This window comes from Stenotrophomonas sp. 10N36, assembly GCF_056395005.1.
Map to the genome: position 1 here is coordinate 26,475 of NZ_JBFTIS010000018.1, position 19,930 is coordinate 46,404.

21 protein-coding genes are annotated in these 19,930 nt (G+C 68.6%); 10 read left to right on the plus strand and 11 right to left on the minus strand.

The genetic code is table 11. The features are described from left to right. Positions 1-231: 231 nt before the first annotated feature. Positions 232-1,329: a branched-chain amino acid aminotransferase gene (locus tag AC1DCJ_RS16360; RefSeq protein WP_141059548.1), complete on the minus strand. Its 1,098-nt coding sequence runs from the start codon at positions 1,327-1,329 to the stop codon at positions 232-234. Between the two features lie 57 nt (positions 1,330-1,386). Then, complete coding sequence (sufT, locus tag AC1DCJ_RS16365; protein ID WP_038690358.1) at positions 1,387-1,938, minus strand: putative Fe-S cluster assembly protein SufT; 552 nt, start codon at positions 1,936-1,938, stop codon at positions 1,387-1,389. Positions 1,939-2,056: 118 nt separating this feature from the next. Here sufT and AC1DCJ_RS16370 point away from each other — a divergent pair, with 118 nt between their 5' ends. After that, positions 2,057-2,476, plus strand: coding sequence for a hypothetical protein (locus AC1DCJ_RS16370; RefSeq protein WP_137190975.1), 420 nt, complete (start codon positions 2,057-2,059; stop codon positions 2,474-2,476). A 239-nt stretch (positions 2,477-2,715) separates the two neighbouring features. Here AC1DCJ_RS16370 and AC1DCJ_RS16375 read toward each other — a convergent pair whose 3' ends face one another. After that, entirely contained in the window at positions 2,716-4,170 is a 1,455-nt protein-coding gene (locus AC1DCJ_RS16375; protein ID WP_141059550.1) for an NAD(P)(+) transhydrogenase (Re/Si-specific) subunit beta, read from the minus strand. Beyond that, on the minus strand, positions 4,167-4,475 hold the full coding sequence (locus AC1DCJ_RS16380; protein ID WP_019182396.1) for an NAD(P) transhydrogenase subunit alpha part 2: 309 nt from the start codon (positions 4,473-4,475) through the stop codon (positions 4,167-4,169). Before AC1DCJ_RS16380 ends, AC1DCJ_RS16375 begins: the two co-directional genes overlap by 4 nt. A gap of 78 nt (positions 4,476-4,553) precedes the next feature. Here AC1DCJ_RS16380 and AC1DCJ_RS16385 point away from each other — a divergent pair, with 78 nt between their 5' ends. Genes AC1DCJ_RS16385 through AC1DCJ_RS16395 form a run of 3 tightly spaced genes read left to right on the plus strand, consistent with a single transcriptional unit; the run spans position 4,554 to position 5,928 of the window. Continuing rightward, positions 4,554-5,168, plus strand: coding sequence for an RNA polymerase sigma factor (locus AC1DCJ_RS16385; RefSeq protein ID WP_478071405.1), 615 nt, complete (start codon positions 4,554-4,556; stop codon positions 5,166-5,168). Next, the gene (locus tag AC1DCJ_RS16390) at positions 5,165-5,500 is read left to right on the plus strand and encodes a hypothetical protein (RefSeq protein WP_137190978.1); all 336 of its coding nucleotides are present in this window, start codon (positions 5,165-5,167) and stop codon (positions 5,498-5,500) included. The genes AC1DCJ_RS16385 and AC1DCJ_RS16390 overlap by 4 nt, the downstream gene beginning before the upstream one ends. Positions 5,501-5,502: 2 nt before the next feature. Next, complete coding sequence (locus AC1DCJ_RS16395) at positions 5,503-5,928, plus strand: DUF3106 domain-containing protein (protein ID WP_038690367.1); 426 nt, start codon at positions 5,503-5,505, stop codon at positions 5,926-5,928. Between the two features lie 102 nt (positions 5,929-6,030). Here AC1DCJ_RS16395 and AC1DCJ_RS16400 read toward each other — a convergent pair whose 3' ends face one another. Further along, positions 6,031-7,116 carry an NAD(P) transhydrogenase subunit alpha gene (locus AC1DCJ_RS16400; protein WP_137190979.1) on the minus strand — a complete coding sequence of 362 codons (1,086 nt, stop codon included), beginning with the start codon at positions 7,114-7,116 and terminating at the stop codon, positions 6,031-6,033. Positions 7,117-7,228: 112 nt separating this feature from the next. Continuing rightward, positions 7,229-9,541: a DUF1631 domain-containing protein gene (locus AC1DCJ_RS16405; RefSeq protein ID WP_478071406.1), complete on the minus strand. Its 2,313-nt coding sequence runs from the start codon at positions 9,539-9,541 to the stop codon at positions 7,229-7,231. A gap of 331 nt (positions 9,542-9,872) precedes the next feature. Between AC1DCJ_RS16405 and AC1DCJ_RS16410 the strand changes: the two genes are divergently transcribed. The 4 genes from AC1DCJ_RS16410 to AC1DCJ_RS16425 are packed head-to-tail and all read left to right on the plus strand — an operon-like array spanning position 9,873 to position 12,738. After that, the gene (locus AC1DCJ_RS16410; RefSeq protein WP_038690373.1) at positions 9,873-10,448 is read left to right on the plus strand and encodes a nitroreductase family protein; all 576 of its coding nucleotides are present in this window, start codon (positions 9,873-9,875) and stop codon (positions 10,446-10,448) included. 1 nt (position 10,449) lies between these two features. Continuing rightward, positions 10,450-11,403 (plus strand): 5'-3' exonuclease, encoded by a 954-nt coding sequence (locus tag AC1DCJ_RS16415; RefSeq protein ID WP_038690375.1) that lies wholly within the window; start codon positions 10,450-10,452, stop codon positions 11,401-11,403. Then, positions 11,400-11,951, plus strand: a complete 552-nt coding sequence (locus tag AC1DCJ_RS16420; RefSeq protein WP_313247022.1) for an NUDIX hydrolase — start codon at positions 11,400-11,402, stop codon at positions 11,949-11,951. Before AC1DCJ_RS16415 ends, AC1DCJ_RS16420 begins: the two co-directional genes overlap by 4 nt. Then, positions 11,944-12,738: an N-formylglutamate amidohydrolase gene (locus tag AC1DCJ_RS16425; protein WP_478071407.1), complete on the plus strand. Its 795-nt coding sequence runs from the start codon at positions 11,944-11,946 to the stop codon at positions 12,736-12,738. Before AC1DCJ_RS16420 ends, AC1DCJ_RS16425 begins: the two co-directional genes overlap by 8 nt. Before the next feature lie 40 nt (positions 12,739-12,778). On the opposite strand, the gene AC1DCJ_RS16430 is transcribed toward AC1DCJ_RS16425, so the two are convergent. Further along, complete coding sequence (locus AC1DCJ_RS16430) at positions 12,779-13,441, minus strand: DUF7716 domain-containing protein (RefSeq protein WP_428711766.1); 663 nt, start codon at positions 13,439-13,441, stop codon at positions 12,779-12,781. Between the two features lie 64 nt (positions 13,442-13,505). Continuing rightward, positions 13,506-14,942: an MFS transporter gene (locus tag AC1DCJ_RS16435; protein WP_478071408.1), complete on the minus strand. Its 1,437-nt coding sequence runs from the start codon at positions 14,940-14,942 to the stop codon at positions 13,506-13,508. A gap of 107 nt (positions 14,943-15,049) precedes the next feature. Here AC1DCJ_RS16435 and AC1DCJ_RS16440 point away from each other — a divergent pair, with 107 nt between their 5' ends. Next, positions 15,050-15,934 (plus strand): LysR family transcriptional regulator, encoded by an 885-nt coding sequence (locus AC1DCJ_RS16440; RefSeq protein ID WP_478071409.1) that lies wholly within the window; start codon positions 15,050-15,052, stop codon positions 15,932-15,934. 700 nt (positions 15,935-16,634) lie between these two features. Here AC1DCJ_RS16440 and pip read toward each other — a convergent pair. The 3 genes from pip to prmC are packed head-to-tail and all read right to left on the minus strand — an operon-like array spanning position 16,635 to position 18,883. Next, the gene (gene pip / locus AC1DCJ_RS16445; protein ID WP_137190987.1) at positions 16,635-17,579 is read right to left on the minus strand and encodes a prolyl aminopeptidase; all 945 of its coding nucleotides are present in this window, start codon (positions 17,577-17,579) and stop codon (positions 16,635-16,637) included. 41 nt (positions 17,580-17,620) lie between these two features. Continuing rightward, positions 17,621-17,974, minus strand: a complete 354-nt coding sequence (locus tag AC1DCJ_RS16450) for a DUF5713 family protein (RefSeq protein WP_137190988.1) — start codon at positions 17,972-17,974, stop codon at positions 17,621-17,623. 54 nt (positions 17,975-18,028) lie between these two features. Then, positions 18,029-18,883 (minus strand): peptide chain release factor N(5)-glutamine methyltransferase, encoded by an 855-nt coding sequence (gene prmC, locus AC1DCJ_RS16455; protein WP_478071410.1) that lies wholly within the window; start codon positions 18,881-18,883, stop codon positions 18,029-18,031. A 418-nt stretch (positions 18,884-19,301) separates the two neighbouring features. Between prmC and ahpC the strand changes: the two genes are divergently transcribed. Then, positions 19,302-19,865, plus strand: a complete 564-nt coding sequence (gene ahpC, locus AC1DCJ_RS16460) for an alkyl hydroperoxide reductase subunit C (protein WP_478071411.1) — start codon at positions 19,302-19,304, stop codon at positions 19,863-19,865. Positions 19,866-19,930 lie beyond the last annotated feature (65 nt).

The window sequence follows — 19,930 nt, forward strand, 5'->3', positions numbered from 1 at the left end:
GTTTGTGAAAGTGAAGGAACTTGGCGCCTTCTGACCGGTCACATTGCGCCATCGAATGTCTGTTTCGGCTGTCTGGGTCGGAAAACGGCGGACAAGCCTTGCGCAACGGGGCCTGCGCGGTGCTGCCACCGCTGGACAATGCGCCTCCGCGAGCGGCCGCCAGCACGACGCCCATGAAAAAACCCGCCTGTTGCCAGGCGGGTTTTCTGGAGTCATCCGGGTGCGGGGCGCTTACGCGTCCAGACGCACCAGCCAACCGTGGCGGTCCGGCAGGCGGCCGTACTGGATGTCGGTCAGCTCCTTGCGCAGCGACATCGTCACTTCGCCGGCCGGGGCGTTGATGTCGCCCACCGAGAAGCCTTCGCCCTTGAGCTGGCCGATCGGGGTGACCACCGCAGCGGTACCGCAGGCGAACGCTTCCACGATCTCGCCGGAGGTCACGCCGTCCTTCCACTCATCAAGGGTGACCTTGCGCTCTTCGACCTTCATGCCGCGGTCGCGCGCCAGCTGCAGGATGCTTTCGCGGGTGATGCCTTCCAGGATGCTGCCCGACAGCGACGGGGTCACCAGGGTGCCGTCCTTGTAGACCAGGAACACGTTCATGCCACCCAGTTCTTCCAGGTACTTGCCCTCGACCGGATCCAGGAACAGCACCTGCGAGCAGCCCTGCGCCTGCGCCTTCTGCTGCGGCAGCAGCGAGGCGGCGTAGTTGCCACCGCACTTGGCCGCGCCGGTGCCGCCCTTGCCCGCGCGTGCATAGTCGGTGGACAGCCAGATCGACACCGGGGCCACGCCCTTGGCGAAGTAGGGGCCGGCCGGGCTGGCGATCACGTAGTAGCCGGCCTTGTGCGCGCCGCGCACGCCCAGGAAGGCTTCATCGCCGATCATGAAGGGACGGAAATACAGGCTGGATTCGTCGGCCGACGGCACCCAGCTGGCGTCCACCGCGATCATCTGCTTGAGCGATTCGACGAAGATGTCGACCGGCAGTTCCGGCAGCGCCAGGCGCTGGGCCGAACGCTGCAGGCGGCGGCCGTTGGCCTCCGGGCGGAAGGTCCAGATCGAGCCGTCGGCGTGGCGGTAGGCCTTGATGCCTTCGAAGATTTCCTGGCCGTAATGCAGCACCGCCGCGGCCGGGTCCAGCTGCAGCGGGCCGTACGGGCGCACCACGGCATCGTGCCAGCCGGTGTCCTTGTCCCACCGCACTTCCACCATGTGGTCGGTGAAGTGCAGACCAAAACCGGGGGCGGCCAGGATGCGCTCGCGCTCCTCGCTGCTGCGCGGCGTGGCGGAACGGGTGGTGTTGAAGCTCACGGAAGACTGGGACACCGGATATTTCCTGTTCTGGTTACGGGGAACGCCGCGACGCCTGCTGGCGGTGGGCGGTTACAACATGCCGGTTTCGAGCCGGGCGGCCTCGGACATCATGTGGCGGCCCCACGGCGGGTCGAACACCAGCTCGACGTCGGCCTGGGCCACCGTCGGAATCATCTCCAGCTTGCTGCGCACGTCATCGACCAGGATATCGCCCATGCCGCAGCCGGGCGCGGTCAGCGTCATGGTGACGTCGATCTCGCGCCGGCCATCGTCCAGGTGCTTGAGGTCGACCTCGTACACCAGGCCCAGGTCCACGATGTTGAACGGGATTTCAGGATCGAAGCAGGTGCGCAGCTGCTGCCACACCAGTTTTTCGACTTCGTCATCGGAGGCGTTTTCAGGCAGCTCCAGCGCCGGCGGCGGTTCCTTGCCGATGGCGTCGCCGTCCTTGCCGGCGATGCGGAACAGATTGCCTTCGACGAAGACGGTATAGCTGCCACCCAGGGCCTGGGTGATGTAGCCATAGCTGCCAGCGGGCAGCGTGACCGTTTCGCCCTGCGGGACCATGACGGCCTCGCAGTCGCGTTCGAAGTGGACAGGTTCACTGCTACGGGAATACATGTGGATCGATATGGGGGTCGCGGCCAATTCCCGCAAGGCGACCATTTTAGCCCAGCGGCCGCCCACGCGCCGGTCACCCCGCAAGCCGGTATCCTGTGGGCACTCACAGGAAGATTGCATGTCGCCCACGTCCGTGCCTGTCCGGAGCCGCCATTGGCTCTGGCCCCCGATGTTGCTGCTTGGTGTCGTCACGGCCACGTTGGCCTGGTTGTTCATTGCCCTGCTCAGCGGCCGCCAGGCCGGCTGGATGGCGGTGCTGGCGGCGCTGGATATCGCCTTCATGCTGCGCCTGGGCACCTTCCGCGCCGGCCCGGCCCGGGTGGTGATTACCCTGCTGGCGACCCTGCTGGTTGCGCTGGCGGCCAACTGGGGCATCGCCTCGGCCTACCTGGGCGGCTCGATGGGCCTCAATCCGTGGGATTCAGCGTTGCGCATGGGCCCATTCATGGCTTGGACCCTGCTCGGCCTGGCCAACGGCGCGGTGGAATGGCTGTGGCTGGGTGTGGCGCTGGTGATCGGGTGGTGGGTGGCGAAGTAGCCGCCCCACGCGCCACGACCAACGGTCGTGGCCTACCGATGATCGTGCGCGAATGTGGGGCGTCATTCCGATGCCCGCGCACGAACGCGGGGCGTGATCGCGATGCCGCGCACGAATGTGGGGACCGTGGCCCGGTGACCGCGCACGGATCCCGGTAGGTCACGACCGTTGGTCGTGACCCCGATAACCGTTCACGAGCGCGGGTAGGTCACGACCGTTGGTCGTGACCCCGGCCCCGCTCAATGCCCGCCGTCGAGCGCCTTCAATTCGCTGACCAGCGCGCTGGCCGCGCCGGCGCCATCGCCGTACAGCATGCGGGCGTTGTCGGCGTAGAACAGGGCATTCTCGATGCCGGCAAAGCCGGTGCCCTTGCCGCGCTTGATCACCACCACATTGCGCGCGTTGACCACGTCCAGGATCGGCATGCCGTAGATCGGGCTGGCCGGGTCGGTGCGCGCCACCGGGTTGACCACGTCGTTGGCGCCGATCACCAGCACCACGTCGGTGTTGGGGAACTCGGGGTTGATGTCGTCCATGTCGGCGATCAGATCGTAGGGCACGCCCGCTTCGGCCAGCAGCACGTTCATGTGGCCCGGCATGCGCCCGGCGACCGGATGGATGGCGAACTTCACCTTGATGCCGCGGTCGATCAGGCGCTGGGCCAGTTCCCATACCTTGTGCTGCGCCTGGGCCACGGCCATGCCGTAGCCGGGCACGATCACCACGCGCTCGGCGAAGGCGAGCATGGCGGCCACGTCGCTGGCCTCGATCGGCTTCTGCGCGCCGCTGATTTCCTGCGCCACGCCACCGCCGCCGAAGTTGGAGAACAGCACGCCGCTGATCGGCCGGTTCATCGCCTTTGCCATCAGGCGGGTCAGCAGGATGCCGGCCGCGCCGACCATCATGCCGGCGATGATCAGGGCCTCGTTGCCCAGCACATACCCTTCGAATGCCACGGCCAAGCCGGTGAACGCGTTGTACAGCGAGATCACCACCGGCATGTCGGCACCGCCGATCGGCAGCGTCATCAGCACACCCAGCGCCAGCGCGACCACGAAGAAGCTGATGATCGCCACCGGGCTCAGGGTGACCGCCGCCCAGACGCCCAGCACCACCATCGCCAGGGCAACCAGCAGGTTGAACGCCTGCTGCCCGGGGAAAGTGACGCGCCGGTCGAGTCGGCCATCCAGCTTGGCCCAGGCGATGATCGAGCCGGACAGCGACACCGCACCGATCGCCGAACCGATCACGGCCAGCGCCAGCACGGTGGCCGACGGCTGGCGCGCGGCCAGGTCGGCCAGCGCCTGTTCGCTCCAATGGGTGGTATCGCGGTTGGCCAGGAACGAGAAGCGCAGCAGTTCCACCGCGCCGATCGCCGCGGCCGAGCCGCCGCCCATGCCGTTGTAGAGGGCCACCATCTGCGGCATGTCGGTGATCGCCACGCGCTTGGCCGACCACCAGGCCACGCCGGTGCCGATCGCCACCGCCGCCAGAATCAGCGGAATGTTGTGCAGCTCGGGCAGGAAGAAGGTCGCCACGGTGGCGATCAGCATGCCCAGCCCGGCCCAGCGGATGCCGCTGCGTGCGGTCATCGGCGAGGCCATGCGCTGCAGGCCCAGCAGGAACAGGGTGGCGGCCACCAGGTAGCTCACCTGCACCAGCCACTGCAGCAGTTGCGCGGTGCTCACGTTCAAGGCGCCTTCTCCCCGGCGTCGCGCTTGGCGCTGGGCTTGAACATGTCCAGCATGCGCTCGGTGACCACGTAGCCACCGGCGGCATTGCCGGCGCCCAGCACCACCGCGATGAAGCCGATGATCTTCTCCAGCGGCGTCTGCGCGTGGCCCAGCACCACCATCGCGCCGATCAGCACGATGCCATGGATGAAGTTGGACCCGGACATCAGGGGGGTATGCAGGATCACCGGCACCCGTGAAATGATCACGTGGCCGGCGATCGCGGCCAGCATGAAGATGTACAACGCCACGAACCCGTCGCTCATTGCAGTGTGTCTCCCAGGCGGTGATCCCGTCCCCCCATCATAACCATGCGCTGAACCGTTCTGCAGGCCGGTCAACCGATGCCGCCCCGGTGCGTTGTCACAGGTACCCCCCTGCGCGAGCGCTACCCTGTGCTGGTGAGCCCCACCCTGCAAACGCTGCCCACCGAGGCCGACGCCGCCCTGCCGGTGTCGCTGGACGCGTTCCTGGCCAGTATCGGGCCGCGCGCGTTCCGCTTCGCCGAGGCCGGCCTGCGCCAGCGCGACGATGCGCTGGACGCGGTGCAGGACAGCATGCTGCGGATGCTGTCCTACCGCGACAAACCGGCGGCCGAGTGGGCGCCGTTGTTCTGGAGCATCCTGCGCCGCCGGGTGGTCGACCTGCAGCGCCGGCGCGGCTTCCGGCTGCGCTTCTGGCGCAGCAGCGACGAGGCCGGCAGCGAGCACGACATCGACTGGGCCGACCACGCCCCCGGCCCGGCACAGGCGCATGAGCAGCGCGAACAGTACGCGCAGCTGGTGCGTGCCCTGCGCGAACTTCCCGCCCGCCAGCGCGAGGCCTTCACCCTGCGCGTGCTGCAGCAACTGGACGGCGCCACCACCGCGGCGGCCATGGGCTGCAGCGAGGGCGCGGTCAAAACCCATCTTTCGCGCGCCCGGCAGGCGCTGCAGCAGCATCTGGAGATCGCCCTGTGAGCCGCCCTGTTACCCCGCCCCTGCACGATGACGCCGCCCTGCACGCCTTGCACGCGCAGGCCCTGCAGCAGGTGTCGCCGGCCACGCTGGCGCGGCTGCGCAGTGCCCGCCACGCGGCCGCGCCACGCCGCAGCCGCGCGCATGGCTGGTGGATGGCCACTGCCTGCTCGGCGGTGGCCGCGCTGGCGCTGGGCTACAGTTTCACCGCCAACCCGCCCAGCGCCCCGGCCACGCCCACGGTGGCATCGGCGGTGGATGACAGCAGCGATGTGCTCGACGAGAATCCCGACCTGTACGTGTGGCTGGGCACGACCGACCTGGCAATGGAGTGAACATGACACCGCGACTGATCCTGGCTTTGGCGCTGCTGTCGACGAGCGCGGCCAGCGGGGCGCAGGCCCCTACCCTGCCGGAGTGGGATCGGCTGACCCCGCAGCAGCGCGAGGCGCTGATCGCGCCCGTGCGCGACCGCTGGAACGATGCCCCGCCGCCGCAGCGCGAGCGCATGCTGCAGCACGGGCAGCGCTGGCAGGGCATGACCCCGGAACAGCGCGAGCTGGCCCGGCGCGGGCGCCATCGGTTCGAGAACATGAGCCCGGAGCAGCGCGAGCAGGCCCGCGCGCTGTTCGCGCAGATGCGCGAACTGAGCCCGGCCCAGCGCGACGCGCTGCGTGAACGCTGGTCGAAGATGACCCCGGAGCAGCGCCAGGAATGGTTGAAAGCCAATCCGGTGAAGGATCTGCCGCCGCCGAAGCGGTGATACCTCGGGCGGCGGCGTTGCGGCGCTGCCGGGTGGTGCAGCCACCCATGGGGTGGCTCTACCGGGCCCGGGGTTGCGCCACCCCATGGGTGGCTGCCTATATCAAGCGGCGGCCACCCAGCGGGTTTTCGCCAGCAGCTCGTCATCCCAGTCGAAGGCGATCGCCCCGTCCTTGAGGAACAGCGCCACGAAGTTGTACAGGTTGCGCGCGTACATCTCGCTGGCGTGCACCGCGCCGCGGCTGGCCAGGTCCAGCGGGCCGTCCACGGTGACCCCGCCCAGCGCGATGGTTTCACCCGGGCGGGTGGCCTCGCAGTTGCCGCCGGTTTCGGCGGCCAGGTCCACGATCACGCTGCCCGGCTTCATGCCCTGCACCATCGCGGTACTGACGATCTTCGGCGCCGGTCGCCCGGGCACGGCCGCGGTGCAGATCACCACGTCCACCAGGCGCAGGTGCTCGCCCAGCCGGCGCTGCTGCTCGGCACGTTCTTCGTCGGTCAGCGGCCGCGCATAGCCGCCCTCGCCCACGGCGCTGACGCCCAGGTCGAGGAACTTGCCGCCCAGCGATTCGATCTGCTCGCGGGTTTCCGGGCGTACATCGAAACCTTCCACCTGCGCGCCCAGCCGGCGTGCGGTGGCGATGGCCTGCAGGCCGGCCACGCCGGCGCCCACCACCAGCACCCGCGACGGGCGGATCGTGCCGGCGGCGGTGGTCAACATCGGGAAGAAACGCGGTGCCAGCTGCGCGGCGATCAACGTGGCCTTGTAGCCGGCCATGCCGGCCTGCGAGCTCAGCACGTCCATCGACTGCGCGCGGGTGGTGCGCGGCAGGCGCTCCAGCGGGAAGGCCTGCAGCCCGCGCGACTGGATCAGGCCGGCGCGTTCGGCATCGGCTTGCGGGTGCAGCATGCCGACCAGGCTGGCGCCGGGTTTGAGCTGGCCCAACCGTGCGTTGTCCGGTGGCTGCACGCACAGCACGATGTCGGCTGCGCCCAGCCGCGTGTCATCGGCCGGCTGCGCGCCGACGTCGATGTATGCCTGATCGGGAAAACCGGCGGCCTGGCCGGCCCCGGGTTCAAACCACACGGTCGCGCCCAGCGCGGCCAGCTTGCGTGCCGTTTCCGGCGTCATCGCCACGCGCCGTTCCCCTGGCGCGCGTTCGGATACCACCAACACCTCGACAGCCATGCGTGTCCCCGACGATCAGCAGAGTGTGGGGGGATCGTAACCTACCGGTTCGGTTTGAGTAGAAACCATGCGGCGATGGGGCAGGCGTGGCCGGGCAGAACCCGGCGTTGCCTCAGTGGACGGTGGCGTTCTTGTTGTCCAGCCGGTCGATCACGCCCTGCATGGCGCTGTCGAAGGCACCATCGTCGATGTGGGCGCGCAGGCGGCCCAGCCGCACCATCACCGCCAGTTCTTCCGGCGAGGCCACGCAKAAGCGCACGCCACGCCGGTTGACGAACAGCAGGCGCTGGGAAATCGGGCTCACCCAGGACAGCTTGCCGGCCTGCACCTTGCCGTCCTTGTCGACGAAATCCAGCCAGCTGCCAATCTCCAGCCCGCGGAAGCGGTCGGCATCGGCGTTGTCGAAATCGGTCACGTCGACCTTGCCGCCCAGCTCCACCGCCGCGCTTTCCTGCACGGGCGGGGTGGGCAGCGCCACCTGGGGCAGTTCGGGAAGCGCGCGCTCCAGTTCCGGGCGTGATTCGGCAATGGCCTGCAGCGTGTCATGCAGGGCGTCGATCGCCCCGGTGGCGGCATCGGCGTGCACGCCCACGCTGGCAAACACCTTGCGCAATGCCGGGTGCCAGGCCTGCAGCCATGGCTTGCCGACGATCTGCCGGCGCGCCTCGGCCACTTCTTCAAGGATGCCGTCGGCCAGGGCCAGCGCCTCGCCCACCGACGCCCCGTCCTCGCCTTCGCGCAGCACGGTCAGGGTGAGGTGGTGTTGCCAGGGCTGGCGCAGGAACTCGGCAATCGCCTGCGGCAGGGTCACATCGGCAATGCGCCGGTCCAGCTCGGCGGCCGAGCGGCCGCGCGCCATCTCCAGCTTTTCCTGGCCGCGCTGGGTTTCAGCGGCGCGGCGCTCGGCGATTTCGATGCGGCGCCGGTGCTGAGCCAGGAAATCGCGGAATTCTTCTTCCAGGGTCAGGAAGATCGCCAGGTTCTCGTTGAACTCGGCCACCAGGCGTTCGATGATTTCCTCGACCTTGCCCATCAGCACGCGCTCGGCCTGGCTCTCGCCGGTGTTGCCTTCGCAGGCCTCGGCCAGCGAGTTGAGCAGCTTGCGCGCCGGATGGGTCTTCTGCACGAACATGCGGCGGTCGAGCATGGCGACCTTGACGAAGGGCACCACCAGCCGCCCGATCAGCTCGCGCGAGCGGCCTTCCAGGTCGCGCTCATCGAGCATCACGTCAAACAGCATGCCCACCAGGTCGATCGCATCTTCGTCCTGCGGGTCCAGCCGCGCCTGCGACGGGTCCACGCCGAGCCGGGTGGCGCCCGACAGCACTTCACTCTTGAGGCGCTGGGCCAGCGATTCGCCGTCTTCGCCGATGGCCGCGCGCAGGGTGGCACTCGGCGTGGCCTGCAGCAGCGACAGCACCGACATCATTTCGCGCTGGCTCAGCGGACGCTGCTGACCCACGGCCACGCTGGCCGCCGAGGTTGCGTCTTCGCGCACGTGCCGGGTCTGCTGCAGCAGCTCATGCAGCGCTTCCAGCAGCATGCCCTGGTTGCCACTGAGGGTCTCGCCCGCCTCGGCTGCGGCGGCCTGACTGGCGCCGGCCGATTGCATCCGTCCGCGGCTTTCGGCCCAGCGATCGGCAAACCGCCGTGCCCAGGCCGGCGCAGCGGCATCGTCGTCACCGCCCTGGCCGTCCTGGTCCAGCGCATCGACCAGCGCCTCCAGTTCGTGCCGCGGGCTCGGCGGCCGGGGTGCCGGGCGCCGTGGCGCGGCCATCTGCGGCATCACGCCGGCGGCAGCGAGCTGCTCGTCCAGCGCTTCGTAACGCTTGCCGATCGGCGCATGCAGGTCGCGCTCGCACAGCTTGATCAGGACCAGCCGCACTTCCGGGGCCAGTTCGCAATCGGCAAAGGCTTCATGGATGGCCACGCCGATGTGCTCGGGGCTGATCGGATTGCTGTCGGCGTTCAGTTCCAGCCCGCCGGCGATCCAGCCCAGGCGGCGGTCCAGCCGCGCCAGTACCGGCTTCCAGTCACGCAGCAGCACGGTGGCGAAGTTGCGCACCGCCAGCCGCGACTCCAGCACATGCTCGGGCACCAGGCTGAGACCGTCTTCGATCTGACCGGCCAGGGTAGCCTCGGCCGACAGCGGCTGACCGCGCTCCAGCGCCTCCCAGGCCTGCGCCAGGTGGGTACGGAAGCCGGCCACGATGTCCTCGCGACGGCGGCGCAGTTCACGCATGCCATCCAGGAACAGCAGTTGCGACGCGCCGGCGGTGCCGGCACGGTCGAACAGAACGTCGTCAAAGCGGGCCAGCACGGTCGCGAACGACTCGGTCAGCGCGGGTAGCGCTCCCTCACGGGCAAGCTTCAACAGTGCCGGGTGATGACCCGGCTGCCCCAATGTATTGGGCGTGGCGATCATGCGAAAAGGCTCCCCACCTTCGCAGGCACAGAATGCAGCATGGAAACAACAGATACCGGTGCCCCCCAGGCACCCGCGTCCGGATGGTAGGTCGCCCCACCGGTCAGGGACAGTGAAACAGTCCGCACTTTGAACCTCACGACCGGGGTACCGGCAGGCCTTGTATCGTACGGCCAGCGTCGGCGGGAAGCGAGTACAGCCACGTGAAGCAATGCCATTGATTAGGTGATGTTCATCACGCTTTGTCGCAAATCGATCAGAGATCGCCGCTGGGCGCGTCACAAACTGCCGCGACTATACTGGGCGCACCGTGAAAACTGATCGAGTGAACATGTCCGAATCCCCTGCGCTGCAAGCCCTGGACGCCCGCCGCTCGGTGCCCGCCAAGCAGCTTGGCGAGCCCGGCCCGGACCCGGACACCCTGCTGCGGATGCTGGCATCGGCGGTGCGCGTGCCCGACCACGGCAAGCTGGTGCCGTACCGCTTCCTGCGCATCGCCGGCGATGCACGTCACAGTCTGGGCGCGTTCCTGGCCGAGCGCAGCCAGCAGCGTGACCCGCAAGTGGCGCAGGCCCAGCTGGACAAGGATCGCCAGCGGTTCTCGCATGCACCGGTGATCATCACCGTGGTGGCCAGCCCGCGCCCCAACCCCAAGGTGCCCGAGCAGGAACAGCTGATGACCGCCGGCTGCGTCTGCTTTGCGCTGCTGCAGGCCGCGCAGGCGCTGGGCTTCGGCGCGCAGTGGCTGACCGCATGGATGGCCTTCGACCCGGCCGTGCATGCCCACCTGGGCCTGGCCGAGGGCGAGCGCATCGCCGGGTTCATCCATATCGGCACCCCGAAGACCGCGGCCCCCGAGCGCGACCGCCCCGACCCCGCCGCGCTGCTGCAGGACTGGGTGGGCTGAGATGGCCGAGTTGTCTGTCGCGCCCCCCGCCCCGCGCCCACCGCTGTACCTGGTCGATGCCAGCTTGTACGTGTTCCGCGCGTGGCATTCGATGCCCGATGAATTCCAGGACCAGCAGGGCTGGCCGACCAACGCGGTGCACGGGTTTGCCCGCTTCCTGCTGGACCTGATCGAGCGCGAGCGCCCGCGGCATATCGCCATTGCCTTCGACGAGGCCCTGGACAGCTGCTTCCGGCACCGGCTGTACGCCGCCTACAAGGCCAACCGCGATCCGGCCCCGGACGCGCTGCGCCGCCAGTTCGCCCACTGCAAGGCCCTGTGCATGGCGCTGGGGCTGGCGGTGCTGGCCCACCACGAGTACGAGGCCGACGACCTGATCGGCAGCGCCCTGCACGCACGCCGCGACGCCGGCATGCGCGGGGTGATCATTTCGGCCGACAAGGACCTGTCGCAGCTGCTGTACGAACACGACGAACAGTGGGACTACGCACGCAACCAGCGCTGGGGCATGGCCGGGGTCAAGGCCCGCCACGGCGTGCATGCGCACCAGATCGCCGATTACCTGGCGCTGTGTGGCGATGCGGTGGACAACATTCCCGGCGTCACCGGGGTAGGCGCCAAGTCGGCCGCGGTGCTGCTGGCCCACTTCGGCAGCATGGACGTGCTGTACGAGCGCCTGGACGAAGTGCCGTTCCTGCGCCTGCGCGGCGCGGCGCAGATGGCGGTGCGGCTGCGCGAACAGCGCGAGCACGCGCTGCTGTGGCGGCAGCTGACCACCATCGCACTGGACGCGCCGCTGGACTGCGCCGATGCCGATTTCCGCCGCGGCAGCGCCGACCCGCAGATGCTGCAGGGCCTGTGCGATGCGCTGCGGTTCGGCCCGTTGACCCGGCGCCGGCTGTTCAGCGCCGCCGGCCTGCCCGATTCCCCTTCCATTGCCAGTGAGTTCGCATGAGCCCCAACACGCAAGCCCCCAAGGTCGTCTACGAAGGCAAGTACCAGCGCATGGTGGTGCGCGGCACGTGGGAATACAGCGAGCGCACCCATGCCGGTGGCCTGGCCGCGATCATCATCGCGGTCACCCCGGAGGACAACGTGCTGTTCGTCGAGCAGTTCCGGGTGCCGCTGCAGGCCAACACCATCGAGATGCCGGCCGGCCTGGTGGGCGACATCGATGCCGGTGAGTCGATCGAAGTGTCGGCAGTGCGCGAGCTGGAAGAAGAAACCGGCTGGACCGCCGACCACGCCGAGGTGTTGATGATCGGCCCCACCTCGTCGGGTGCAAGCAGCGAGAAGATCGCCTTCGTGCGCGCCACCGGCCTGCGCAAGGTGGGCGATGGCGGCGGCGATGCCAGCGAGAACATCACCGTGCACGAAGTGCCGCGCGCCCGTGCAGCGGCCTGGCTGGTGGAGAAGATCGGCCAGGGCTACGAGCTGGACGCCAAGCTGTGGGCCGGGCTGTGGATGATCGAGCACCATCTGGACGGCACCCCGCGTGGCTGATGCGTTCGTTCCGCCCATTGCGCCGGTCGCGCTGCTGGGACCGTCCGACCCGGCACCGTTCACCGTGCATCAGGCGCAGGGACGCTCGCCGTACCTGCTGATCGCCGACCATGCGGGCCAGCAGGTGCCGGCCGCACTGGACGCACTGGGTCTGCCCGCGTCCGAACTGGACCGCCACATCGGCTGGGACATCGGCATTGCCGGAGTCACAGTGGAACTGGCGCGCCTGCTGGACGCCTGGGCGATCACCCAGACCTATTCGCGGCTGGTGATCGACTGCAATCGCCCGCCGGGTGCGCCGGGGCGGTTCGCGCCGCTCAGCGACGGCACCGTGGTGCCGGGCAACCAGGGGCTGGATGAAGCGGCACAGGACGCCCGCGTGCAGGCCATCTTCGCGCCGTACCACGGCCGCATTGCCACCGAACTGGATGCCCGCGCCGCAGCCGGCATGCCCACCGTGCTGATTGCCATGCACAGCTTCACGCCGGCGATGCAGGGCGTGGCGCGGCCGTGGCATGCCGGTGTGCTGTACCAGCGCGATGCGCGCTTTGCGCATGCGTTGATGCACGCCTTGCAGGCCGAAGGTGACCTGGTGGTGGGCGACAACCAGCCCTATGCGGTCAGCGATGCCACGGATTACGCGATTCCGGTGCACGCCGAAGCGCGCGGGCTGGCGCACGTGGAACTGGAGATCCGCCAGGACCTGATTGCCGACGCCGCCGGGCAGCAGGCCTGGGCACGGCGGTTGGCGCGGGTGTTGCAGACGTTGGCGCCGGGGTTGGGTTGAACGCGGTCGTTCGGGTACCGCAGCCGACCAACGGTCGGCTCTACCTCGTGGGTTGCCATGGGAACGAACGGTAGCCGGTGACCTGCAGCGCCAGCCCGATCGCCGCGAAGCGGGCCTGCAGGTGATCGCTTGCCGCGCGATCGATGTTGCAGGCCACCGCCAGCGGCAGTGCACGCACCTGCGCCAGCGCCTCGCCCACCGATAGCGCCTGTATCTCGGCCACCAGGCTGGCCGCCGCTTTGCGCTGCGCCGGCTCAACCGTCTCCAAGGTCAGGTCGAAGGCGGCATACAGCCCGGGCGACAGCCCTTCGGCGCGCGCACGGGCCAGCTCCTCCTGCGGCGCATCGCCGTAGGCCATCGACAATCCCGGGCGTTCCAGGAACGCATCCTCTTCGCTGTAATGGTCCAGCGCGCGGGCGTAGTCGTCCACGGTCGAGAACGGCTGCTGCCGCTTCTGCACGCTGAGCACATCGGCGAACGTGGCGCCCTCCAGGTAGTGGGTCAGCCCGTGCGCGGCCGCGAACGGATGCACGCCGTCGGCATCCTCCTCGTCCTCGGCGTCATGGCCGGCCAGCCAGAAGCGGGCCTGGCGTGCGTCGCCGTCGCTTGCATGCACCCAGGCGTGACGCTCCCATACCTGGCCATCGTCACTGCACGCGGCGATGGCCTCCAGGGTCTGGGTCAGGGTAAGCAATTCGGTCATGGCGGGGGCGTCCGGGCAAACCGCGATGGTAGAGGCACCCGGCGCACCGACCAACGGTCGGCGCCTACCGTTCGGTGGCGCAGGCCGCTTGCAGGGCCGCGTCGTCCGGCTGTGGCTGTGGCCGCAACCACAGCGCCACGCCCACCCCGAGCAGCGCGAACACCGCCGCGCCGTACTGCGCGTTGACCAGGCCCTGCAGCGCTTCCGGGCTGGTGCCGGCCGCACCCGCGCCGCGGCCGGCATTGGCCAGCATCACCAGCACCGCCAGGCCCAGCGCGCCGCCGATCTGCTGTGCGGTGGCGGCCATGCCCGAGGCCACGCCCTGCTGCGCGGCCGGCACGCCCTGCCCCGCCACGATCCACATCGCCGTCCAGCTCATGCCCTGGCCGATGCTCAGCACCACGATGCCCGGCAGCAGTGCCCAGTACGTGGCCCCGAACGGCAGCGCAATCGCCACCGCGGTGACGCCGACCGCACCGGCGGCCATGCCCAGCGCCAGCACCTGCCGCGGCGAGCGCCGGGTGAGCATGCGTTCGGTGATCTTGATGCCGAAGGTGCACACCAGCGTGGGCGGCAGGAACGCCAGGCCGGCCTGCAGCGCGGTCCAGCCATAGCCGTCCTGGAAATACAGCGCCAGGAAGTAGTACTGCACGCCGAAGCTGCTCATGAACAACAAGGTCAGCAGCATCGCCGCACGCATGCTGCGCAGGCGCAGCAACGCGAACTGCATCAGCGGGTCGCGGCTGCGCTGTTCGATCTGCACGAAGGCGACCAGCAGCAGCGCCGACACCACCAGGCACCCCAGCGTGCGCGGTGCCAGCCAGCCCCACTCCGGGCCCTGCACCAGGGTGGTGACCAGCAGGCTGCCGCCCAGGGTGACGGTGAAGCAGCCGGCCAGGTCGAACGAGCGCCCCACCTGCGGTGCGGGATCGCGCGGCAGCCACCAGCCGCCCAGCAGTGCGCAGGCACTGGCGAAGGGCACGATCACCAGCAGCACCGACGACCAACCAAAGCTCTGGGTGAGCACGCCGCCCAGCAGCGTGCCCAGCGCCAACCCGCCCGCACTGGCCATCGACCAGATCGCCAGCGCGCGGTTGCGCGGGGCGCCTTCGGCGTACAGCGTGTTGATCAGCGCCAGCGTGGCCGGGAACAGCAACGCCGCACCGATGCCCTGCACCGCGCGCGCGCCGATCAGCAGCCACGCGCTGGTGCTGAAACCACCGACCAGCGAGGCCAGCGCGAACAGCCCCATGCCCAGCCGGTAGATGCGGCGCCGACCGAGCAGGTCGGCCGCGCGCCCGCCCAGCAGCAGGCAGCCGCCGAACGCCACCGTGTAGCCGCTGACGATCCACTGCAGCTGCTGCGCGTTGATCTGCAGCTGCACGCCCATCTCATGCAGGGCGACGAAGATGATGGTGGCGTCCAGCGCGATGATCAGCTGGGCCATGGCCAACAGGGTCAACGCCAGCCGGGGCGGGAAGGAATGCGGGGAGTGGGTCATGCCGGTCGGTGCGTGGGGAAGGCGGGCAGTCTCATTGATGACGCCACACAAAGAAACCCGGATACTTCGATTTCTGTCATGCATTTTTGCATCAATCGGAGCCCGCCATGGATCTCAATGCCGTGCGCATGCTGGTGCAGGTTGCCGACGCCCGCAGTTTCACCGTGGCCGCCGGCCAGCTCGGCATCAGCCAGTCGGGGTTGTCGCGGGCGATCAGCCGGCTGGAAGGCACCCTGGGCGTGCGCCTGCTCCACCGCAACACGCGCAATGTCAGCCTGACCCCTGACGGCCGCCAGTTCGTGGACCACTGCGCCCCGCTGCTGTCCGGGCTGGACGACGCCGAGCGTCGGCTCGGGGACCGGCCCTGCACGCCGTCGGGCGTACTGAAGCTGACCGCGCCGTCGATGTTCGGGCGCAAGGTGCTGGTGCCCCTGGCCGGGCAGTTGATGGCGGCGCACCCGCAGCTGCAGTTCGAGCTGGTGCTCAACGACCGGCTGGTGGATCTGGTGGAGGAAGGCTTCGACGCCGCCCTGCGCACCGGGCCGATCAGCGACGTGCGGATGGTGGCGCGGCCGCTGCGGCCGTTGCATTGGGTCACCGTGGCCTCGCCGGACTACCTGGCCCGGCACGGTGCACCGGTCAGCGTGGATGCCCTGCAGGACCACACCTGCCTGGCGGTGCGCAACCTGCGCAGCGGGCGACTGGTGGACTGGCAGTTCCGCGAGGGCGATGGCCTGCGTGAATTCACCCCACCGGCGCGAATGGTGTTTGACAGCGGCGACCCGCTGGTGGAAGGCGCGCTGGCCGGGGTGGGCATCGTGCAGGTGATGGATTTCGCGGTGGCCGACGCGCTCGCCGCGGGGCGGCTGCAACGCGTACTGCAGCCGTTCGAAGGCCGCAGCCGTGCGTTGTCGCTGGTGTACCCGCCATCGCGGCAGGCCTCACCGAAGATGAAGGTATTGGCCGACGCATTGCTGGCCGGCAACTGGTAGGTGCCGACCGTTGGTCGGCACAGCGCATCGGCACGCATGGACCACGTGCCACGACCAACGGTCGTGGCCTACCCGGGGTCGCGACCTGCCCGCGGCGAAACACCGGTAGGTGCCGACCGTTGGTCGGCACGGCACATCGGCACGCATGGACCACGTGCCACGACCAACGGTCGTGGCCTACCCGGGGTCGCGACCCGCCCGCGGCGAAACACCGGTAGGTGCCGACCGTTGGTCGGCACGGCACATCGGTACGCATGGACCACGTGCCACGACCAACGGTCGTGGCCTACCCGGGGTCGCGACCTGCCCGCGGCGAAGCATCGGTAGGTGCCGACCGTTGGTCGGCACGGCGCATCGGCACGCGTGGACCACGTGCCACGACCAACGGTCGTGGCCTACCCGGGCTCGCAACCCGCCCGCGGCGAAACACCGGTAGGTGCCGACCGTTGGTCGGCACGGCACATCGGCACGCATTGACCACGTGCCACGACCAACGGTCGTGGCCCACCCGGGGTCGCGACCTGCCCGCGGCGAAGTATCGGTAGGTGCCGACCGTTGGTCGGCACGGCGCATCGGCACGCATGGACCACGTGCCACGACCAACGGTCGCGGCCCACCCTGGGTTGTGGCCCACCCGGTGTCGCGACCTGCCCGCGGCGAAACACCGGTAGGTGCCGACCGTTGGTCGGCACGCGTCGATTCAACCGGCGAAACGATCCGTGGCGCGCACCAGGGCGTCCACGTTTTCCGCTTCGAACGCCGAATGGCCCGACGCCGGGCTGATTTCCAGCGTCGATTTCGGCCAGGCCTTGTGCAGTTCCCACGCGTTCTGCAACGGGCACACCACGTCATAGCGGCCATGCACGATCACGCCGGGGATGTCGGCAATGCGGTGCACGTCGCGCAGCAGCTGCTCTTCCACTTCGAAGAAACCACCGTTGACGAAGTAATGGTTCTCGATGCGCGCAAACGCCAGCGCGAACTGCGCGTCCTGGTGGCTGTCCACGAAGTCCGCGTCCACATGCAGGAAGCTGGTGGCCCCTTCCCACACGCTCCACGCCTTGGCGGCGGCCAGGCGGGTAGCCTCGTCATCGCTGGTGAGGCGGCGGTGGAAGGCCGAAATCAGGTCGTGGCGCTCCACGTCCGGAATCGGCTTGAGGTAGTGCTCCCACGCATCCGGGAACAGGCGGTTGGCGCCTTCCTGGTAGAACCATTCCAGCTCCCAGCGACGCAGCATGAAGATGCCGCGCAGCACCAGTTCGGTCACGCGCTGCGGATGGGTTTCCGCATACGCCAGCGCCAGGGTCGAACCCCAGCTGCCGCCGAACACCTGCCAGCGCTCCACCTTCAGGTGCTCGCGCAGTTTCTCGATGTCGGCCACCAGGTCCCAGGTGGTGTTGTCCACCAGGTCGGCATGCGGGGTGGAACGCCCGGCACCGCGCTGGTCGAACAGGATGATCCGGTACTTGGCCGGGTCGTGGAACTGGCGCATTTTTTCACTGCAGCCGCCACCGGGACCACCGTGCAGCATCACCACCGGCTTGCCGTCGGGGTTGCCGCACTGTTCGAAATACAGCGTGTGGCGATCGTCGACCTTCAGCGTGCCGACGTCGTAAGGGGTGATGGCGGGATACAGCGTACGCATGACAGAACTCCGTTGTTGGGCACAGGCGCGGACGAGCGGGTTCACCACTCGCGCGGGCTGGTCAGATCATCAACATCCACATCGAACCCGTAGCTGCGCGCGATCAGCTCGAAATCGGCACCGATGTTCTCGCGGGCAGCGGTTTCCAGCTCGCTGTCCTGCGCTTCGAACGCTTCGCCGAGCACGTTGAACTCCAGCGTGGCGGCATGGGTGAGCGCCATCAGCGCGGCGCCGTCGGCCGGGCGTTCGCGTTCGATGCGTTCGCACAGGCGCAGCAGGATCTGCTGGCCTTGGGCCACCAGTGCCGGCGGGAAGTATTCATCCTGGACCATGTCGGCCAGGAACTCGTGGGACTGCAGCTGCGCGTGGGAAACAGAGGGGCTGGCAGTGGTCATGGCGCTTCCTTTCAAGTGAATCGCCATTCTACCCGCGCGATGTTTCAGGCAGCGTCAGCGCACGCCCGGCAGACAGCCGCGCGTCACCCGGTCGCGTTGTTCAAGGTCGCGCTCGGTGTGCACCTGCTCGAAACCGGCGTGTTCAAACAGCGCGCGGATCGCCGCGCCCTGGTCCCAGCCGTGTTCGATCAGCAGCCAGCCACCGGGCAGCAGGTGCGCACCGGCATCGGCGACGATCAGACGGATGTCGTCCAGGCCGTCGATGCCCGAGGCCAGCGCCGTCGCCGGCTCGTGGCGCAGGTCGCCCTGCTGCAGGTGCGGGTCGTTGCTGGCGATGTACGGCGGGTTGCTGGCAATCAGATCGAAGCGCATGCCCTGCAGCGGCGCGAACCAGGCCCCCTGCACGAACCGCACGCGCGCCAGCCCGTTGCGCGCCGCATTGCCGCGCGCCATGTCCAAGGCGGCGGCGCTGAGATCGGTGGCGGTCACGTCGGCCTGCGGGCGCTCGCTGGCCAGCGCCAGCGCGATCGCCCCGCTGCCGGTGCCCAGGTCGGCCACGGCCAGCGCGGTGTCGACCGGCAGCCGGGCCAGCGCCAGTTCCACCAGCAGCTCGGTTTCCGGCCGCGGGATCAGGGTGGCCGGGCTCACCGCCAGGTCCAGCGTCCAGAAGCCGCGATGGCCCAGCAGGTAGGCCACCGGTTCGCCGGCCACGCGCCGGGCCAGCAACGCGTGAAACGCCGCCACATCGCCCGTCTCGACCGGGTCGGTGGCGTGCGCGAACAGCCAGCTGCGCGGCTTGCCCAGGACATGCAACAGCAACAGCTCGGCTTCATGCCGGCCCTCCACCCCGGGCAGGGCCGTGGCGGCATCGGCAAGCAGCTGGCGCAGGTCACGGGGAGCGGCGGTCATCGGGCAGGTCGGGCAATGGGCGGGGGCGCAGTGTAGTGCACCGGGCCAGGACCCCAGGACGGCCGAAGACCGGCCGTGGCCGCGCCCCGGCATTGATTGCAGCAATGTGCGAACCAATATTCGGTTGAGCGGATCTATCGTCAATACGCGGCGAGCGCGGGTCTGCCGGTCGGTTTCGTTCAGCCAACCGCGCGCAGGAATAAGGAGCGGCTATTGCGCCGATTACCCCATTCAGCCCGAATGTCATTGCGCTGCAACGCTTTCGGGCGAAACAGGGTATGACATTCATCGCACGATCAGCCCATATTGATAGTCTGTGACTATCGTATAGATGCAATCAATGCATTGTCCTTATGGGAACGGAGCCGCTAACCTGTGTTGGTCGCTTCACCCACCCCCTTCACCAAGAGGAACATCAATGTCGCTCATCAATACGCAGATCAAGCCGTTCGAAGCCAACGCCTACCAGAACGGCGAGTTCATCAAGGTTTCCGACAGCACCCTGAAGGGCCAGTGGTCCGTGCTGATCTTCATGCCGGCCGCGTTCACCTTCAACTGCCCGACCGAGATTGAAGACGCCGCCGACCATTACGCCGAGTTCCAGAAGGCCGGTGCCGAGGTGTACATCGTCACCACCGACACCCACTTCTCGCACAAGGTGTGGCACGAAACCTCGCCGGCCGTCGGCAAGGCCCAGTTCCCGCTGGTCGGCGACCCGACCCACCAGCTGACCCGCGCCTTCGGCGTGCACATCGAAGAAGAAGGCCTGGCCCTGCGCGGCACCTTCATCATCAACCCGGAAGGCGTGATCAAGACCCTGGAGATCCACTCCAACGAGATCGGCCGTGACGTCTCCGAGACCCTGCGCAAGCTGAAGGCTGCCCAGTTCACCGCCGCCAACCCGAACCAGGTGTGCCCGGCCAAGTGGAAGGAAGGCGAAAAGACCCTGACCCCGTCGCTGGACCTGGTCGGCAAGATCTAAGTCGTTTCCCATCCCCATTCCCGCTCGACGGGAATGGGGGTGAACCCAAGCCGGTGCGCACGCGC

What these genes read in the sequence shown, in the direction of transcription:
- sufT (WP_038690358.1), bottom strand. Translation starts at nt 1,938, where the DNA reads ATGTATTCCCGTAGCAGTGAACCTGTCCACTTCGAACGCGACTGCGAG.
- AC1DCJ_RS16370 (WP_137190975.1), top strand. Translation starts at nt 2,057, where the DNA reads ATGTCGCCCACGTCCGTGCCTGTCCGGAGCCGCCATTGGCTCTGGCCC.
- AC1DCJ_RS16380 (WP_019182396.1), bottom strand. Translation starts at nt 4,475, where the DNA reads ATGAGCGACGGGTTCGTGGCGTTGTACATCTTCATGCTGGCCGCGATC.
- AC1DCJ_RS16385 (WP_478071405.1), top strand. Translation starts at nt 4,554, where the DNA reads ATGCCGCCCCGGTGCGTTGTCACAGGTACCCCCCTGCGCGAGCGCTAC.
- AC1DCJ_RS16395 (WP_038690367.1), top strand. Translation starts at nt 5,503, where the DNA reads ATGACACCGCGACTGATCCTGGCTTTGGCGCTGCTGTCGACGAGCGCG.
- AC1DCJ_RS16400 (WP_137190979.1), bottom strand. Translation starts at nt 7,116, where the DNA reads ATGGCTGTCGAGGTGTTGGTGGTATCCGAACGCGCGCCAGGGGAACGG.
- AC1DCJ_RS16410 (WP_038690373.1), top strand. Translation starts at nt 9,873, where the DNA reads ATGTCCGAATCCCCTGCGCTGCAAGCCCTGGACGCCCGCCGCTCGGTG.
- AC1DCJ_RS16415 (WP_038690375.1), top strand. Translation starts at nt 10,450, where the DNA reads ATGGCCGAGTTGTCTGTCGCGCCCCCCGCCCCGCGCCCACCGCTGTAC.
- AC1DCJ_RS16420 (WP_313247022.1), top strand. Translation starts at nt 11,400, where the DNA reads ATGAGCCCCAACACGCAAGCCCCCAAGGTCGTCTACGAAGGCAAGTAC.
- AC1DCJ_RS16430 (WP_428711766.1), bottom strand. Translation starts at nt 13,441, where the DNA reads ATGACCGAATTGCTTACCCTGACCCAGACCCTGGAGGCCATCGCCGCG.
- AC1DCJ_RS16435 (WP_478071408.1), bottom strand. Translation starts at nt 14,942, where the DNA reads ATGACCCACTCCCCGCATTCCTTCCCGCCCCGGCTGGCGTTGACCCTG.
- AC1DCJ_RS16440 (WP_478071409.1), top strand. Translation starts at nt 15,050, where the DNA reads ATGGATCTCAATGCCGTGCGCATGCTGGTGCAGGTTGCCGACGCCCGC.
- pip (WP_137190987.1), bottom strand. Translation starts at nt 17,579, where the DNA reads ATGCGTACGCTGTATCCCGCCATCACCCCTTACGACGTCGGCACGCTG.
- AC1DCJ_RS16450 (WP_137190988.1), bottom strand. Translation starts at nt 17,974, where the DNA reads ATGACCACTGCCAGCCCCTCTGTTTCCCACGCGCAGCTGCAGTCCCAC.
- prmC (WP_478071410.1), bottom strand. Translation starts at nt 18,883, where the DNA reads ATGACCGCCGCTCCCCGTGACCTGCGCCAGCTGCTTGCCGATGCCGCC.
- ahpC (WP_478071411.1), top strand. Translation starts at nt 19,302, where the DNA reads ATGTCGCTCATCAATACGCAGATCAAGCCGTTCGAAGCCAACGCCTAC.